The organism is Neglectibacter sp. CSJ-5 (assembly GCF_032490475.1).
GTDB classification, from domain to species: Bacteria; Bacillota; Clostridia; order Oscillospirales; family Acutalibacteraceae; genus Hominenteromicrobium; species Hominenteromicrobium mulieris.
The window spans coordinates 676971-692204 of sequence record NZ_JAVYJC010000001.1 but is presented as its reverse complement, the minus strand read 5'-3'; the positions used below and the strand labels follow the sequence as shown (position 1 = coordinate 692204).

The 15234-nt window shown below is 54.6% G+C and carries 13 protein-coding genes and 1 tRNA gene; 3 read left to right on the top strand and 11 right to left on the bottom strand.

What is annotated here, in order from left to right:
• Positions 1-117: 117 nt before the first annotated feature.
• The 10 genes from R2K26_RS03185 to R2K26_RS03140 all read right to left on the bottom strand — a co-directional run bounded on the left by R2K26_RS03185 (position 118) and on the right by R2K26_RS03140 (position 11210).
• Positions 118-1530 (bottom strand): aminopeptidase, encoded by a 1413-nt coding sequence (locus R2K26_RS03185; RefSeq protein ID WP_176821215.1) that lies wholly within the window; start codon positions 1528-1530, stop codon positions 118-120.
• Complete coding sequence (locus R2K26_RS03180) at positions 1523-2086, bottom strand: lytic transglycosylase domain-containing protein (RefSeq protein WP_176821214.1); 564 nt, start codon at positions 2084-2086, stop codon at positions 1523-1525. Before R2K26_RS03180 ends, R2K26_RS03185 begins: the two co-directional genes overlap by 8 nt.
• Before the next feature lie 41 nt (positions 2087-2127).
• The gene (locus tag R2K26_RS03175; RefSeq protein ID WP_316518747.1) at positions 2128-3747 is read right to left on the bottom strand and encodes an L-threonylcarbamoyladenylate synthase; all 1620 of its coding nucleotides are present in this window, start codon (positions 3745-3747) and stop codon (positions 2128-2130) included.
• A 2-nt stretch (positions 3748-3749) separates the two neighbouring features.
• Entirely contained in the window at positions 3750-4829 is a 1080-nt protein-coding gene (prfA, locus tag R2K26_RS03170; protein WP_316518746.1) for a peptide chain release factor 1, read from the bottom strand.
• 50 nt (positions 4830-4879) lie between these two features.
• Positions 4880-5077 carry a DUF951 family protein gene (locus R2K26_RS03165; RefSeq protein WP_176821211.1) on the bottom strand — a complete coding sequence of 66 codons (198 nt, stop codon included), beginning with the start codon at positions 5075-5077 and terminating at the stop codon, positions 4880-4882.
• 164 nt (positions 5078-5241) lie between these two features.
• Positions 5242-5793, bottom strand: coding sequence for a biotin transporter BioY (locus R2K26_RS03160; protein WP_316518745.1), 552 nt, complete (start codon positions 5791-5793; stop codon positions 5242-5244).
• 44 nt (positions 5794-5837) lie between these two features.
• Positions 5838-6833 carry a biotin--[acetyl-CoA-carboxylase] ligase gene (locus R2K26_RS03155; protein ID WP_316518744.1) on the bottom strand — a complete coding sequence of 332 codons (996 nt, stop codon included), beginning with the start codon at positions 6831-6833 and terminating at the stop codon, positions 5838-5840.
• Between the two features lie 175 nt (positions 6834-7008).
• Complete coding sequence (locus R2K26_RS03150; protein WP_316518743.1) at positions 7009-8700, bottom strand: glutamine--tRNA ligase/YqeY domain fusion protein; 1692 nt, start codon at positions 8698-8700, stop codon at positions 7009-7011.
• 43 nt (positions 8701-8743) lie between these two features.
• Positions 8744-10192 carry a glutamate--tRNA ligase gene (gene gltX, locus R2K26_RS03145; RefSeq protein WP_316518742.1) on the bottom strand — a complete coding sequence of 483 codons (1449 nt, stop codon included), beginning with the start codon at positions 10190-10192 and terminating at the stop codon, positions 8744-8746.
• Between the two features lie 154 nt (positions 10193-10346).
• Positions 10347-11210, bottom strand: coding sequence for a M15 family metallopeptidase (locus R2K26_RS03140; RefSeq protein WP_316518741.1), 864 nt, complete (start codon positions 11208-11210; stop codon positions 10347-10349).
• Between the two features lie 118 nt (positions 11211-11328).
• On the opposite strand from R2K26_RS03140, the gene R2K26_RS03135 reads away from it, so the two are divergent.
• From R2K26_RS03135 to R2K26_RS03125, 3 genes are all read left to right on the top strand, one after another.
• Positions 11329-11973: a gamma-glutamyl-gamma-aminobutyrate hydrolase family protein gene (locus R2K26_RS03135; RefSeq protein WP_316518740.1), complete on the top strand. Its 645-nt coding sequence runs from the start codon at positions 11329-11331 to the stop codon at positions 11971-11973.
• A gap of 90 nt (positions 11974-12063) precedes the next feature.
• Positions 12064-12141: transfer RNA gene (locus tag R2K26_RS03130), tRNA-Pro, on the top strand.
• Between the two features lie 138 nt (positions 12142-12279).
• Complete coding sequence (locus tag R2K26_RS03125; protein ID WP_316518739.1) at positions 12280-13278, top strand: prepilin-type N-terminal cleavage/methylation domain-containing protein; 999 nt, start codon at positions 12280-12282, stop codon at positions 13276-13278.
• Positions 13279-13381: 103 nt separating this feature from the next.
• On the opposite strand, the gene R2K26_RS03120 is transcribed toward R2K26_RS03125, so the two are convergent.
• Positions 13382-15133 (bottom strand): Na/Pi cotransporter family protein, encoded by a 1752-nt coding sequence (locus tag R2K26_RS03120; protein ID WP_316518738.1) that lies wholly within the window; start codon positions 15131-15133, stop codon positions 13382-13384.
• Positions 15134-15234 lie beyond the last annotated feature (101 nt).

Below are 15234 nucleotides of genomic sequence, written 5' to 3'. Positions count from 1 at the left end.
CTGCTGCGCTTTGCGGCAGGCTTTTTGCTTGAAGATATAAAGAAAAGCTGCGCGTAAAGTTTTATTGCTTTACGCGCAGCTTTTTGAATTTTATGTAATGCTATTTTGCTTTACAGCTTACTTCTCGTCGAAGAACGCCTTGAAGCCCTTGTAGGCCATGTAGACGTCGAGCTTGGAGACAACCTCAAACGGTGCGTGCATGGAAAGCACCGGCACACCGATGTCGAGCACGTCGACATTGAGGTTCGCGATGAACTTTGCGACCGTGCCGCCGCCGCCCTGATCGACCTTGCCGAGCTCGCCGATCTGCCAAAGCACGCCTGCATCGTCAAACGTGCGGCGGATTTTGGCGACGAACTCTGCGTTCGCGTCGGACGTACCGCCCTTGCCGTGTGCGCCGGTGTACTTGGCTATGCCCAGACCGCCGTTGATGTAGGTGGAGTTCTGTGCCTCGTAAACGGAAGCATAATGCGGATCATATGCCGCGGTGACGTCGGCGGAAATGCAGGTGGACTTGGAGAGCACGTGGCGCGGCTCTTCACCCTCTGCCTGCGCGAGGTCAGCGATGAAGTAACGCATGTACTCGGAGTTGAGACCCGTGTTGCCGTCGCTGCCGGTCTCTTCCTTATCGGTGAGCACAGTGACGACGGTCTGCACCGGGTTCTTGCAGTTGAGGATAGCTTCAAGTGCCGGGTATGCGCAGACGCGGTCATCGTGGCCGTAAGCGCCGACGAGGCTGCGGTCAAAGCCGATATCCACCGCCTTGAACGCCGGGACGAACTCGATCTCTGCGGAGATGAGGTCGGCTTCTATGATGCCGTACTTCTCGTTTAAGAGACGCATGATGTTCAGCTTATATGCATCCTTAGCCTCCTCGTCGCGAACCGGGCGGCTGCCGATGAGGATGTTAAGGTCTTCGCCTGTAAAGGCAGTACCCAGCGGCTTTGTAGCCTGATCCTGACCGAGGTGCGGCAAAATGTCTGTGATGGTGAACTGCGGATCGCCCGCTTCTTCACCGATGCAGACCTTGATGACCGTGCCGTCGCTCTTCACGACAACGCCGTGCATGGCGAGCGGAATCGCCGTCCACTGGTACTTTTTGATGCCGCCGTAGTAGTGCGTTTTGAGGTACGCCATCTCGGAGGATTCATAAAGCGGGATGGGCTTTAAGTCGAGACGCGGGTTATCGATGTGTGCTGCGGCAATGCGAACGCCGTTTTTGCAGCCCTCTTTACCCATGATGGCAAGGCAAATTGCTTTACCGCGATTGTTGTAATACACTTTGTCGCCCGCCGCATACTTGTGCTTCGGGTCGAACGGCACAAAGCCGTGCTTTTCTGCAGCCGCGACCGCGTACTCAACGGACTCGCGCTCGGTTTTGGCGCTGTTTAAAAATGCCTTGTAGCCTTCGCAGAACTTATCGGCTTTTTCGATCTTCTCATCTGTGACCTTGAAAAAGCCGTTCTTGCGCGGGTTGAGGAGCATTTCGGACAGCTCTTTTGCGGATTTTTCCGCTGCTTTTTTAGCCATTTTCAATTCCCCCATACAATTTTTCGTAAGTTTCTTTATACTGAAGGACTTTCTGAACGTAAAGACGCGTTTCTTCAAACGGAATTTCTTTTAAGGTCACTCCGTCTTCGGAATATGCGGGGTCCGAAAGCCACGACGTAACGTTTCCCATGCCTGCATTGTAGGCGCAGACCGCTGTGGCGAGGTTGTCGTACTCGTTTAAGAGCACGCGCAGCAGCGCACAGCCGTATTTGATGCTGATTTCGGGGTCGAGCAAAGCGCTTGCGTCATATTCCCCGCCGATATGCGTTTGCATCCAGTCAAACGTTTCGGGCATCATCTGCATAAGCCCGAGCGCGCCGACCGGGGACTCCGCCTCGGGGTCGAAATCGCTTTCCGCCTTGATGACGGCATAGACAAGGCTTTGCGGCAAGTCGTACTCCTTCGCTTCTTTTTTGACGATGGATCCGTACTTGCGCGGGTAAAGCATGTGGTCTACATCGGGATGCAGCCTTTGCACCGCGAAAACAACGAGCACGGCAGCTGCAATGCCAGCGATAAGAATCCATGGCCACAAGGGCTTCTTTTTGGACTTTTTTAAATGTTTGCTTCTCTTATTCAATCGGATTCACCGGGGTGTGCGCAGCCGAGCACTGCGAGCATATTATCCATATTGTCCGCCGAAACAGCGACGGTGTTATCGAGTGTGTAATCGGAGCGGTCGATGTAAAAATCGTCGCTCTGCTGGGCATGCATGCGCGTCAGGGCCTCCTGCTCCGTGAGACCGTCGCGGCGGCAGATGCGCCCAAGGCGCACGGTTTCATCCGCAAGAACGGAGACCACGCGGCGGCAAAGGCGATCTGCACCGGCTTCAAACAGCGTCGGAGCGTCAAGCACGATGACCTTTGCATCTTTATATGCGGCAATCTCCTTTTTGAGACGCGCTAAGATCACGGGATGTGTGATGGCGTTCAGCTTCGCTTTGCCCTCTTCGCTTGCAAACGCGAGGTTTGCGAGACGGCGGCGGTCTAACGTGCCGTCTTCCTTTATAATAGCACGGCCGAACGCATTTTGCAACTCCGTAAGACATGTTCCTGCATAAAGAGACGGATCGTGCGTAACGGCGTCGCAGTCGATGATGACGCAGCCGCGCGCCTTAAGCTGCTTTGCGACCGTCGATTTGCCCGCGCCGGTCTGGCCCGTAAGGCCGATGACGAGCTGCTCGTTCGGCGTTACGATGCGGAACGCACAAGCGCGGATGAGACGGTTATAAACCGCAAGGCCTACGCCGCTTTTGCGCGGCATACGGGCGTAAACGGTCTTTGCGCCGATCTCATCGAGGTGATGGAGCGACGTGAAAAGCCCATGCGCCTGCGAAAGGGAATCTGCGGCGCTGCCGTAGGGCACGCACCGGTTTTTGAGGTACGGCACGTCTTCGTTAAAGCAAAGTGCAGCTGCTTCGGAGTGCGTATGCAAAAACGCGGCGTAGTCTTCGGCGGAAGCGTCCACCATGTAGACATCCGCTTTCGGCGCGTAGTGCTTATATTTCATGCCGGGCGAGGCGACCTTGGCGTTTTCCGCGGGCTTTTCCAGCACGGCGCGGTCCACGTCTACCCTGCCGAGCACGCGGCGCAGCTGCTCCACGGAAATGCCGCCCGGGCGCAGCACACGCGGTACCTCGGTGACGACGGTAATAACGGTGGACTCCACGCCGACCTCGCAGTCGCCGCCGTTCACGATGCCGTCTACGCGGCCCATGAGATCATCGCACACATGCGGGAATGATGTGGGGCTGGGCAGGCCGGAGAGATTCGCGGACGGCGCGGCAAGCGGCACGCCTGCGGCGTTAATGATCGCCCGCGCGGTGGGATCGGACGGCATGCGGACGGCAACCGTATCGAGACCGCCGGTCGTCTGCATCGGCACAAGCGGTGATTTTTTCATGATGATGGTAAGCGGGCCCGGCCAAAAGGCATCTGCAAGCTTTTTGGCAGCTGCGGGAATCTCTTCGACAAGCGCAGGCAATTCTTTGATATCCGCGATATGCACGATGAGCGGATTATCCGACGGGCGACCCTTCACTTTGTAGATCTGTGCGGAGACGGTAGGGTCCAGCGCATTGCCGGCGAGGCCGTAGACGGTCTCCGTGGGGATGGCGACAAGGCCGCCGCGGCGCAGAATCTTCCCCGCTTCTTTTATATCCTGTTCGTTTTTTTCATCCAATAATCGCGTATCCATTTTCATCCGTTCTCCATGCTCTCTTTCAATTTTTCGGCGCGGTCTGCGGCGATGAGTGCGTCAATGATTTCATCGAGGTCGCCGTTTAAGACGTCGAACAGGCGGTAGATTGTCAGGCCTATGCGGTGATCGGTCACGCGCAGCTGCGGGTAGTTGTAGGTGCGGATGCGCTCCGAACGGTCGCCGGTGCCGACCTGACTTTTGCGGTTTGCGGCAATCTCGGCGTTTTGCGCCGCCACCTTAGCGTCTAACAGTCGGGCACGCAGGACGCGCAGGGCTTTATCTTTGTTTTTGTACTGGCTGCGCTCGTCCTGGCACTCGACGACCGTGCCGGTGGGCAGGTGCGTAACACGGATGGCAGACGACGTTTTGTTGATGTGCTGCCCGCCCGCGCCGCTGGAGCGGAATGTGTCAATCTTTAAATCTTTCGGGTCGATCTCGAGCTCGACCTCATCGGCTTCCGGTAAAACGGCGACCGTAGCGGTGCTTGTGTGGATGCGGCCCTGCGTTTCCGTTTCCGGCACGCGCTGCACGCGGTGCACGCCGCTTTCAAATTTTAATCTGGAATACGCGCCGTCACCGTCGATTGTGAAGCTGACTTCCTTAAAGCCGCCAAGCTCCGTTTCATTCAGGCTGACGATCTCCGTTTTCCAGCCGCGTTTTTCGGCGTACATATTGTACATGCGGTAGAGGTTATAGGCGAACAGCGCCGCTTCCTCGCCGCCTGCGCCGCCGCGAATTTCCACGATAACACTGCGGTCGTCGTTGGGGTCGCGGGGCAATAATAAAATTTTGAGTTCTTCCGAGATGCTTTCGATGTCGCTTTTGGCGCAGCTCATCTCGTCGCTCGCCATTTGGCGCAGCTCTTTATCGGCTTCGGAGTCGTTTAAGATCGCTTCGGCATCCTCGAGCGACGCTTCGGCCTTTTTTAAGGCGCGGTATTTTTCCACGATGGGTTCGATTTCTTTGTGCTCCTTCATGAGGTCGCGGTAGAGATTGCGGTCTGCCGCAACGGCGGGATCATAGAGCTTCATATTAAGCTCTTCATATCGGTTTTCAAAAACCGAGAGATTTTCAAACATAGCAAAGCTTCCTTTCAGACAGATAGTAAAATGAAACGGTCTGAGAGGCGCTACTGCTCGCTGCCAGCACTTTCGCGCACGATCTTGCGAATGTTCTTTTCACACTTGTGGCGGGGCACCATGACTTCTCTGCCGCAGCCGGTGCAGCGGATTTTAAAATCCGCGCCGATGCGCAGCACTTCAAACACGTTTGTCCCGCAGGGGTGCGGCTTTTTCATTTGTAATTTGTCGCCTACCCGAACATCCATGGTACAGCCTCCTTTATCGTGTATTGGGCGCGAATGCTCCCTTGAAAATTCAGTATAGCACAATGCTGTATTGATGTCAAAGCAAAAGACCGCCTGCGCGGGACTTTCCCTTGCAGACGGCCTTTTCGGTTTCTATTTTATTCCAAACGCTTTGTGAAACGCTTTTACGCTGCGATGTGAATGCCGCTCTTCTTCAGCGCGAAACTGAGAGCAGTCGCTACGCCGTAAGCCGCCGCAACGGAGACGATATCCTTGACGAGGTACGGCACGGAGGCCACAAGGAACGCCGCCCACGGGCCGTTGCCGGAGATCATGCCGAACTGAACGGTGCCGCACAGATGGCAAGCCGCAAGGCCCGCAACGCCGAGTACAATGGCGAGCACACGGTGCGGCATTTTTGTGCCGAGACCGCACAGCGCAGCCATGGGCAGGAAGCCGTAGATGTAGCCGCCCGCGAGACCGACAAGCGAACCGAAGCCGCCGGAGAAGTTTGCAAACACCGGCAACCCGACAGCGCCGAGCACGATATAGACGAGCACGGCGAGCGTGCCGCGCTTACAGCCGAGTGCATAGCCGCACAGGGCAACCGCGAAGGTCTGTAAGGTGACCGGGATACCGCTCGGCAGCGGGAACGAAATCTGCGACAAAACGGCGAGCACGGCGGCGAATACGCCGACCATGACGATATTGGTGATTTTCTCTCTGTTGCTGTTCATGTTATTTACCCCTATTCATTTCGGAATACGGCACACTAAGCAGTTTATTCGGCTTTCGGGTTTGCAAAGCCCTTGTGGATCTGCACCTCACCTGCGGAGAACGCGCGCTCCTCTCCGCTATCGAGACGGACGAGCAGGTGCGCTTCGTCGCTGATACCGGTGACGACACCGCGGTACGTCTCCTCCCCGAGCGAAAACGTGATGGCGCGGCCGGTGAGAAACGAATGGCTGCGGTACGATTCGATGAACGCGTTCGAGCCGAGGTTCTTATACAGCGCGAAAAAGCGACTGATGACGGCAGCCGAAATGCGGCTGCGCATCTCCACGGGGCACGGGCCGTCGAAAATAGCACCGGCGGTGGAGCGAATCTCCTCCGGGAAGCCCCCTTCCGGCACGGCGATGTTGATGCCGATGCCGAGCACGGCCCAGTTGAGACCGCCGTTTTCAAAATCAACGGAAGCTTCCGTTAAAATGCCGCAGACCTTTTTTTCGTTGAGGTAAACGTCGTTCACCCATTTGATTTGCGGATTTAACCCCGTGACCTGCTCGATGGCTTCGCACACGGCGACTGCTGCGGTAGTCGTGATGAAAAGCGATTTTTCAGCGGTGCAGTGCGGGCGGAGCAGCAGGCTGAAATAAATACCTGTACCCGGCGGCGACGTGAAGTGCCGACCGAGCCTGCCCTTGCCTGCTGTCTGCGATTCCGCAATGAGCACGGTACCCTCCGGCGCGCCCTGCTCCGCCTGTGCCTTTAAAAGCGTATTGGTGGAGGTGACTTCGGTCTGCACCTGCAAGTAAACCGGCATATCGGTATCGAGGAACCGTGAGACACTCTGCACGGTGAGCACATCGCTTTCCGGCGCCAGCGTGTAGCCGCGCTTTGGCACAGCGCGAATTTTATGGCCGGCTTCTTCAAGCTTTTGGATGGCTTTCCACACGGCATTGCGGGAAACGCCGAGCGACGACGCAAGCTGCTCGCCGGAGAGGTATTCTCCGCGATTTTTTTCAAGCGCGTCTAAAACTGCATCTTGTATGCGCATAAATTTCCTTTCCGGCAAAACCGGCAGCGAAAATTTCGTCTACCAGTTTACCACACACAAAACGTTTCGTCAACCTAAAATTAAAATTAAGGTGACGAATAATAAAGCACCGATTGAATGGAACAACAAAAGCCCGCACAGCGCATGGTTTTGCTCTGTGCGGACAACTATTTCATTACTTCTTTTTCTTGAAGCCGTCCTTCAGCGAAACGGAGCGGTTGAAGACAAGGTGGTCTTCTGCGGAATCCTTGTTATCCACGCAGAAATAGCCCTGACGCATGAACTGGAAGCTCTCGCCCGGCTTTGCGGTTTTGAGGCTCGCTTCCACCTTGCAGCCCGTGAGGACCTTGAGGGAATCCGGGTTTAAAAGCTCTAAGAAATCGCCTGCATCCGGGTCTTCCACCGTAAAGAGGTTATCGTAGAGGCGAATTTCGGCGTCTTCGGCGTTCTTCGCGTCCACCCAATGGATGGTGCTCTTGATCTTGCGGCCGTCTGCCGGGTTGCCGCCGCGGGACTCGGGGTCATACTCCGCATAGACCTCGACGACGTTGCCGTTTTCGTCCTTTTTGCAGCCGGTACATTTGACAACATAAGTGGTCTTGAGGCGCACTTCATTTCCCGGGAAAAGGCGGAAATAGCCCTTTACAGGGGTCTCCATGAAGTCTTCGGCTTCAATGTACAGCTCGCGGCCGAACGTGACCGTGCGGGTACCGTCTTCGGGACGGTTCGGATTGTTTTCAACTTCGAACGTCTCGGTCCTATCTTCGGGATAGTTCGTCAAAATGAGCTTTACGGGGTTCAGAACGCCCATGACGCGCTTTGCCGTGAGGTTCAGGTCTTCGCGCAGGCAGTGCTCGAGAAAGCTGTATTCCACGGTAGAGTTCACCTTGGAAACACCGTTGCGCACGCTGAAATTGCGAATGGAGGCCGGGGTGTAGCCGCGGCGGCGCAGGCCGCAGATGGTGGGCATTCTCGGGTCGTCCCAGCCGCTGACATAACCGCCTTCGACGAGTGCGCGCAGCTTGCGTTTGCTCATGACGGTGTTGTTGATGCCAAGGCGGGCAAACTCGATCTGACGCGGCTTTGCGGGCAGCGTGACGTTGTTGATAACCCAATCGTACAGCGGACGGTGATCCTCAAATTCCAACGAACACAGCGAGTGCGTGATGTGCTCCATGGCGTCCTCGATGGGGTGCGCGAAGTCGTACATCGGGTAAATGCACCATTTGGTACCGGTGCGATGGTGCGGCATGTGGTTGATGCGGTAGATGACCGGGTCGCGCATATTGAAGTTGCCGGAAGCGAGGTCAATCTTTGCGCGGAGCGTCATTCTGCCGTCTTCAAACTCGCCGGCGCGCATGCGGGCAAACAGGTCGAGACTCTCCTCCATCGGACGGTCACGGTACGGGCTCTGCGCCGGGGTGGTGAGGTCGCCGCGCATTTCACGCATCTGGTCAGGCGTGAGCTCGCAAACATAGGCAAGACCCTTTTTGATGAGCTCTACGGCGCCGTTGTACATATCTTCAAAATAATCGGAAGCATAGTAGAAGCGGTCTTCCCAATCGTAGCCGAGCCAATGGATATCTTCCTTGATGGCATCGACGTACTCCACGTCTTCCTTTGTGGGGTTCGTGTCGTCCATGCGCAGGTTACAGATGCCGTTAAAGCGCTCTGCGGTGCCGAAATCGACGTAGATCGCCTTGGCGTGGCCGATGTGCAGGTAGCCGTTCGGCTCCGGCGGGAAACGGGTGTGCACCTTCATGCCTTCGCAGCGACCGCCCTCTGCGAGGTCTTCTATAATAAAATCATCGATAAAACTGCTGCTGATCTCCTCGGAGACCGCTTCGTTTTTGATCTCTTCACTCATAATTTGTCCATACCTTTCCTAATATCAGGTTTTTCCTCTTGCTTTATGCGTTCTCGATCTTTTGAAGGCCGAGCTGTAAACGGCGCAGTGCCTCCTCTTTGCCGAGCACAGCGAGAATTTCCATAGCGCCGCCGGGGGTAACGGTCTGGCCTGCCGCCGCGATGCGTACCGGCCACAGCAGAGTGCCGTTTTTCACTTCGAGGCTCTGTGCGAGGGCAATGAGTGCATCGTGGATGGTATCAACCTGCCAGTTTTCAATGGCGGACAGCGTCTCGATGGCGGCACGCAGCATGACGGGCGCGTTCTCGAGCGTTGCCTTGCTCTTTTTGTTTATGAAGAGGTCTGCGGAATATTCCGGCAGCTCTTTGAAAAAGCCGAGCAGGCTCGGGATTTCCTTAAACTTCAAAATACGCGGCTGCAAAATGGCGTCGAGCACATCGTACGGCTTTTCTGCGTCGCCGAAAATCTCTTTGTAGTACGGCATCGCCGCGGTGCGGAACTCTTCCCCGTTCATCTTGCGGATGTACTCGCCATTGAACCACAGGAGCTTATCGTAATCGAACACGGCGGGCGATTTGCTGATGCCGTCGATGGAGAATGCTTCTTCGAGCTCTTTCAGCGAGAAAATTTCCTGATTATCCTTCGGGCACCAGCCGAGCAGCGCGATGTAGTTCGTGATGACCGGCGCGAGGTAGCCGTCTTCGAGGAGGCCCTGAAAGCTTGTGGAACCGTGGCGCTTCGAAAGCTTTGAGACGGAGCCGTCTTCGTTTTTGCCCATGATGAGCGGCAGGTGCACATAAATCGGCTTTTCCCAGCCGAACGCGTCGTAGAGCATGTTGTACTTCGGTGTAGAGGTGAGGTACTCGCAGCCGCGCACGACATGCGTAATGTGCATGAGGTGGTCGTCGATGACGTTTGCAAAGTTGTAGGTCGGGTAGCCGTCGGACTTTAAAAGCACCTGATCTTCGATCTCTTTGTTTTCGATCGTGATGGTGCCGTAAACGGCGTCTTCAAAGGACGTGGAGCCCTCGAGCGGCACACGCTGACGAATGACATACGGCATACCGGCGTCGAGGTTCTTCCGGATTTCCTCTGCGGGCAGGTCGCGGCAATGACGGTCGTAGCCGCCGAACTCGCCGTCCTGATGAATGGACTCGAGGCGCTCTTTGGTGCAGAAGCAATAGTATGCCTTGCCCTCGCGCACAAGCTGCTCTGCGTAGGGTTTATAAATATCCTTGCGTTCGCTCTGTACATACGGGCCGTATTCGCCGCCGATGTCCGGTCCTTCGTCATGCTGCAGACCGACTTGCTGCAGTGTATTATATATAACGTCTGTTGCGCCTTCTACATAGCGCTCCTGATCTGTGTCTTCAATTCTGAGCACAAACGTGCCGTTTTGGGACTTCGCCACCAGATACTCGTACAGCGCCGTTCTGAGGTTTCCGACGTGCATGAAACCGGTAGGGCTCGGCGCAAAGCGTGTGCGAACCATTAAAACAACCTCCTTGGTTTTTCGGTGCGTTGCTATCCATGCCGCGGCATGAAAAAATACTACACCATCATATAATGTTCTATTATATATCTGTGCGCAAAATTTTGCAATAAAAAAACGGGAAAAAGCGCCATCTTTTTCCCGTTTTCTGTTCTTAATTGCCCTTGAGGAACGCCACGTACTCTTCAAGGCACATGTTAAGCTCGTTCATGCGCTGCGCGTGCTCCTTGCCGACGTAGCGGTAATGCCACGGCTCGTAATCGATGCCGGTGATGCTCTCCTTGCCTTTTGGGTAGCGCTCGACAAAGCCGTATTCTGCGGCGTGCTCCTGCAGCCATGTGTAGGCTTTCGTCTCGCGGAAATCGTCTTCAACGTCGTTGAAATCGACCGCAAGGCCGGTGTGATGCTCGCTGTACCCCGGCGCCTGAATGGTGATCCGCGCGTCTTCATACGCGTTTTCATAGGTCATGCCGTCTGCCATGCGGCGCTGCACGGCGCGATCCAGCACGCTTTCCTGCTCCTCCACGCTGCGATAGCCCGAGGCAACCCACAAATTGATCTCGTCGTTATACGCTGCATTGATAAGCGCCGTGAGCTCCGGGTACATTTTGGAGTTGACGGTGATGGTATCGAACAGCGTCGGGGTCATTTGGAAATCGTCCGGCAGCGGCACTTCGCTGTTCACAAGCACAAGCCGCCAATCGCCGAGCTGCTGAAAGGCAGATTCGGGAGCAGAGGTCGTTTTAGAAAGCACACTTGCTTTGTCTGAAGTGCTCTCCGCAGCGGTGCTCGGTACCGCTTCCGGCGAGGCAGCAGCTTCTATGGGCTCTGCATTTTGATGCGGCATGGCAAGCAGCGCTGTGATGATAAGCACAGCCGCAATGCACCCTGCCCCACTAAGCAAAAGCCGTGCACGCGATTTCAGTACACGTGCGGGAATCCTGTTACGCTTCTTCCGTTTTTGCGGCTGTTTTAATCTGTAATGTCCACCTTGCGGCCCTGCCATGTGCTTTGCCACGTTCATGCTCCCTTTTCTTTCGTATCTTCTATTGCAAGTATACCACATAACTGGTATACTAATCCATAGTTCCTAAATTGTTTTTTCATCTTTTTTTCATTTTGAAGGAGTGACCTTGATGAAAAGGATCTTTATGCGCGGCAACCCCGGCGATTTTGCAAATTATGTGGCGGCGCTGACGGCTTGCGGCGCGGAGCCGGTAATCTCGATGACGCTTTCCGACGCAGACACCTGCGACGGCCTGCTGATCCCCGGCGGCGCCGATGTAAATCCTGTGCTCTATGGGCAGGAAAACACGGCGAGCGAAGGCATCGATGACAGCCGTGATGCAGACGAGATTGCGCTTGCAAAATGCTTTTTTACAGCAGGCAAGCCGGTATTCGGCATTTGCAGAGGGCACCAGGTGCTGAACGTGGCATTCGGCGGCGACCTCATTCAGGATGTGCCGGACCCGCAGCACCACATGGCGACAAAAGAGACCGGCGACGCCATTCACACGGTGCGCGCGCAGCATGATCTGATGCGCGAATTTTACGGCGAAGAATTCCCCGTGAACAGTGCACACCATCAGGCCGCAGGTAAGCTCGGCGCGGGACTTATCCCCCTGTGCGTCAGCGACGACGGCATCAACGAGGGCTTTATCCATAAAAACGGCAAGGTGATCGGCGTGCAGTTTCACCCGGAGCGCATCGGCTTTGCGCACCGCCGCCCCGATGCTGTGAACGGCGAAAAGCTGTTTCGCTATTTTCTGAGTCTGATTTAAAGCCGCTTTCCTCTATTTTCCGCTTCCGCATAAAATTGTGAAAAAACTGCTTGCTTTTTTCCCGGGCATCGTGTATAATAAATTCGTTATCCGGGTGTAGCGCAGTTTTGGTAGCGCGCTTGAATGGGGTTCAAGAGGCCGCAGGTTCAACTCCTGTCACTCGGACCATAACTGGACACCAATTTTGATACAACATGTATCTTGATTGGTGTCCATTTCCTTTTACAAAGATTTTGGATTCCATGGGCCTTTACCATACGATTTAATAATATCTTTTTCCGCAGAAATCCTTTCCGGCGGAAAATATTGCGGAGACCTTCGGCGATTAACTTCGATGTTTATTTTCACCATGTATTTGTTCTATTCAAAGATAAAGCAGGGATCATAATGAAGCAAAACAAAAACGGATTCACATTAATGGAAATGCTAATTGTCATTGCAATCATCGCCGTATTGATTGCAGTTGCAATTCCGGTATTTGCGTCACAGCTTGAAAAAGCCAGAGAAGCAACAGATCTTGCAAATGTCCGCTCCGCTTATGCAAAGGTGTCCACAGAGGCGTTACTCGGCGATTCTGAGACTACCGTAACCGTCAACCTAAAACAGAAGCAGGCCGACTGGCAATCATTGGACCCTGTGAATATCGGCGGTATCGTCCATTACAAAAACCAAGGAGACACGGTTAACTGGATAGGCGTTGCTGCGCCAAACGGAACCTGTGTCGTATCGTATAAAGAAGATTACGGAATCATTCTCACTTGGAGCGGAAAAGCCGGCCCATCTACACCTAAATACCCGTTTAACACAAGCGTAACGGATTTCTTCTCGCTTCTATACGATACGGATTTTTGGAAAAACGGCAGCATAAAAACCAATACAAACTTTGAGTTTGACTCCAGATGTCCGGATTCGCTCTATGTTCCATCCATTATCGCAGAGATTAAAAAGCTGGATAACAGTCTTTTGCAGCAGCCTAATTGCACATGGGCCTATCTCGGCAACGGAAAAGATGGACAAGAAGCAAATCGGTATCTTTTCTGGACATCTCTGAACACGGATAAGGTCGGAGCCGGAAAGGAAATCCCCGTAATTATTCAAACCGGTAACGGGAAATATTATGTTTCCGAAACCACGACCGGTAAGCGAAACGGCAAGAAGTATGTCACCATCTCGGAATCGCTTACGCCGAGCCAGTATAAGCAAACCCTGAAAAACGGAAAAGAGTTTTCTTCGTTGGAAGCGGCTTACGATGCCTACCTCAAAGCATTGGGTGATTCCAAATACGATTCCGTGCGGCAATCTTAAAACGCTTTACTCCTCCGAACCTCCGGCAAAATGCCCATACACGTACAAAAAGAGAGACGGTCTAAAGCAGACTGCCTCTCTTTTAACTTGATTTATTATGTAGTTATGCTGCCTGCAAGCGGTATTTTTCCGCGTAGGTGCCGTAGGCGCGGCGGAAGTCGGGGTCGTCGGCACGCATGGCGCGCAGCGTTTCGTGCAGATTAAGACCGTGGTTTGCCGCATCCAGAACACAGCCGGCGATGTTAGAGCAGTGGTCAGCCGTTCGCTCGAGATCCGTCAGCAGGTCGGACCACACGAAGCCCGCTTCAATACTGCAATGACCCTGCTGCATGCGCAGAATATGGCGCGTGCGCATCTGCTCCTTCAGTGCAACGATGACCTGTTTCAGCGGCTCTACCTGTGCGGCGGCCGCAAGGTCTTTTTCGCTGAACGCGCGCTCTGCCGTATTCAATATCTCACTCACCGCGCCGATGAGCACCTTCAGCTCTTTTTCTGCGGTGGCGCTGAAGCCAAGTCCCTTGCTGCGCAGCTCTTCCGATGCCGCAAGCAGGTTCACGGCGTGGTCGGAGATACGCTCAAAATCGCCGATAATTTTTAATAATTCGGTGGCTTCTTCGCTTTCGGCATTGCTCAGCTGCTGGGCGCTCAGGCGCACCAGGTATGTACCAAGCTCGTCTTCGTAGCGGTCGCAGCGGCTCTCGTTTTCACGGATGGATTCCGCAAGCTCCGGCGAATAATTTTCAAAGGTCGTCAGCGCCATATGCAGCGCTTCGCCTGCGCAGCGTGCCATTTCGCCCGCAACGGCACGGCAGCGGCCGAGCGCGACGGACGGTGTGATGAGCAGACGCTCTTCAAGCTCAACAGGCTGCTCTTTGCCGCCCTTATCCGGCACAATGCGGATTGCGAGCTTTTCAAGCAAGCCGCCTGCCGGCAGCAGCATCGCCGTGCACAGAATATTAAAGAGCGAGTGTGCAATCGCGATGCCGGACATGGTGGCGTTTTCATCCAGAATAGCCGGTGCAAACACGATCTTTACAATCCAGAAGGCCGTCAGTAACACGACCACGCCGATAACGTTGAACATCAAATGGACAACTGCCGCGCGCTTTGCGTTCTTCTGTGTGCCCACGGAGGAGATCAGCGCCGTAACGCAGGTGCCGATATTCTGGCCCATGATAATCGGGATAGCCGCCGCGTAGCTGACCTGCCCCGTTACGGCCAATGCCTGCAAAATGCCCACGGAAGCTGAGCTGGACTGGATGATACCTGTCAAAAGCGCACCCGCAAGCACGCCAAGAATCGGATTTTTGAACATCAGGAACAGCGAAGCGAACGCCGGGACATCTTTAAGGCCCGAAACCGCGCCACTCATGGTTTCCATGCCAAACATCAAGGTCGCAAAGCCGAGCAGGATCATGCCGGTATCTTTCTTTTTACCGGACTTGCAGAACATATAGAAAATGATGCCGATGAGCGCCAAAACAGGCGTGAAGGATGACGGCTTTAAAAGATTCACCCAAATATTGCTGCCGCTGATACCCGCAAGGCTCAACAACCACGCCGTAACGGTGGTGCCCACGTTCGCACCCATAATAACGTTGATGGCTTGCCGCAGTGTCATGAGCCCGGAGTTTACGAAGCCCACTACCATGACTGTCGTCGCCGACGAGCTTTGAATGATGGCTGTGATGCCGAGGCCCGTCAAAAAGCCCGCCGGTACACTGCCGGTCATTTTATCGAGCAAGCTTTGCAGCTTGCCGCCCGCGCGGCGCTCCAAGGCCTGCCCCATCAAGTTCATGCCGAACAGGAAAAGACACAGCCCGCCGATCATCGTCAGTACATTGAAAATATCCATACCCGATTTTCCCCTTTTAACATTCTTTTACACGTACAGGAGTATATCGTGTCTATGTCAAATCAACTGTGTGTTCTTTGTAAAATCCATGTAAAATCGCT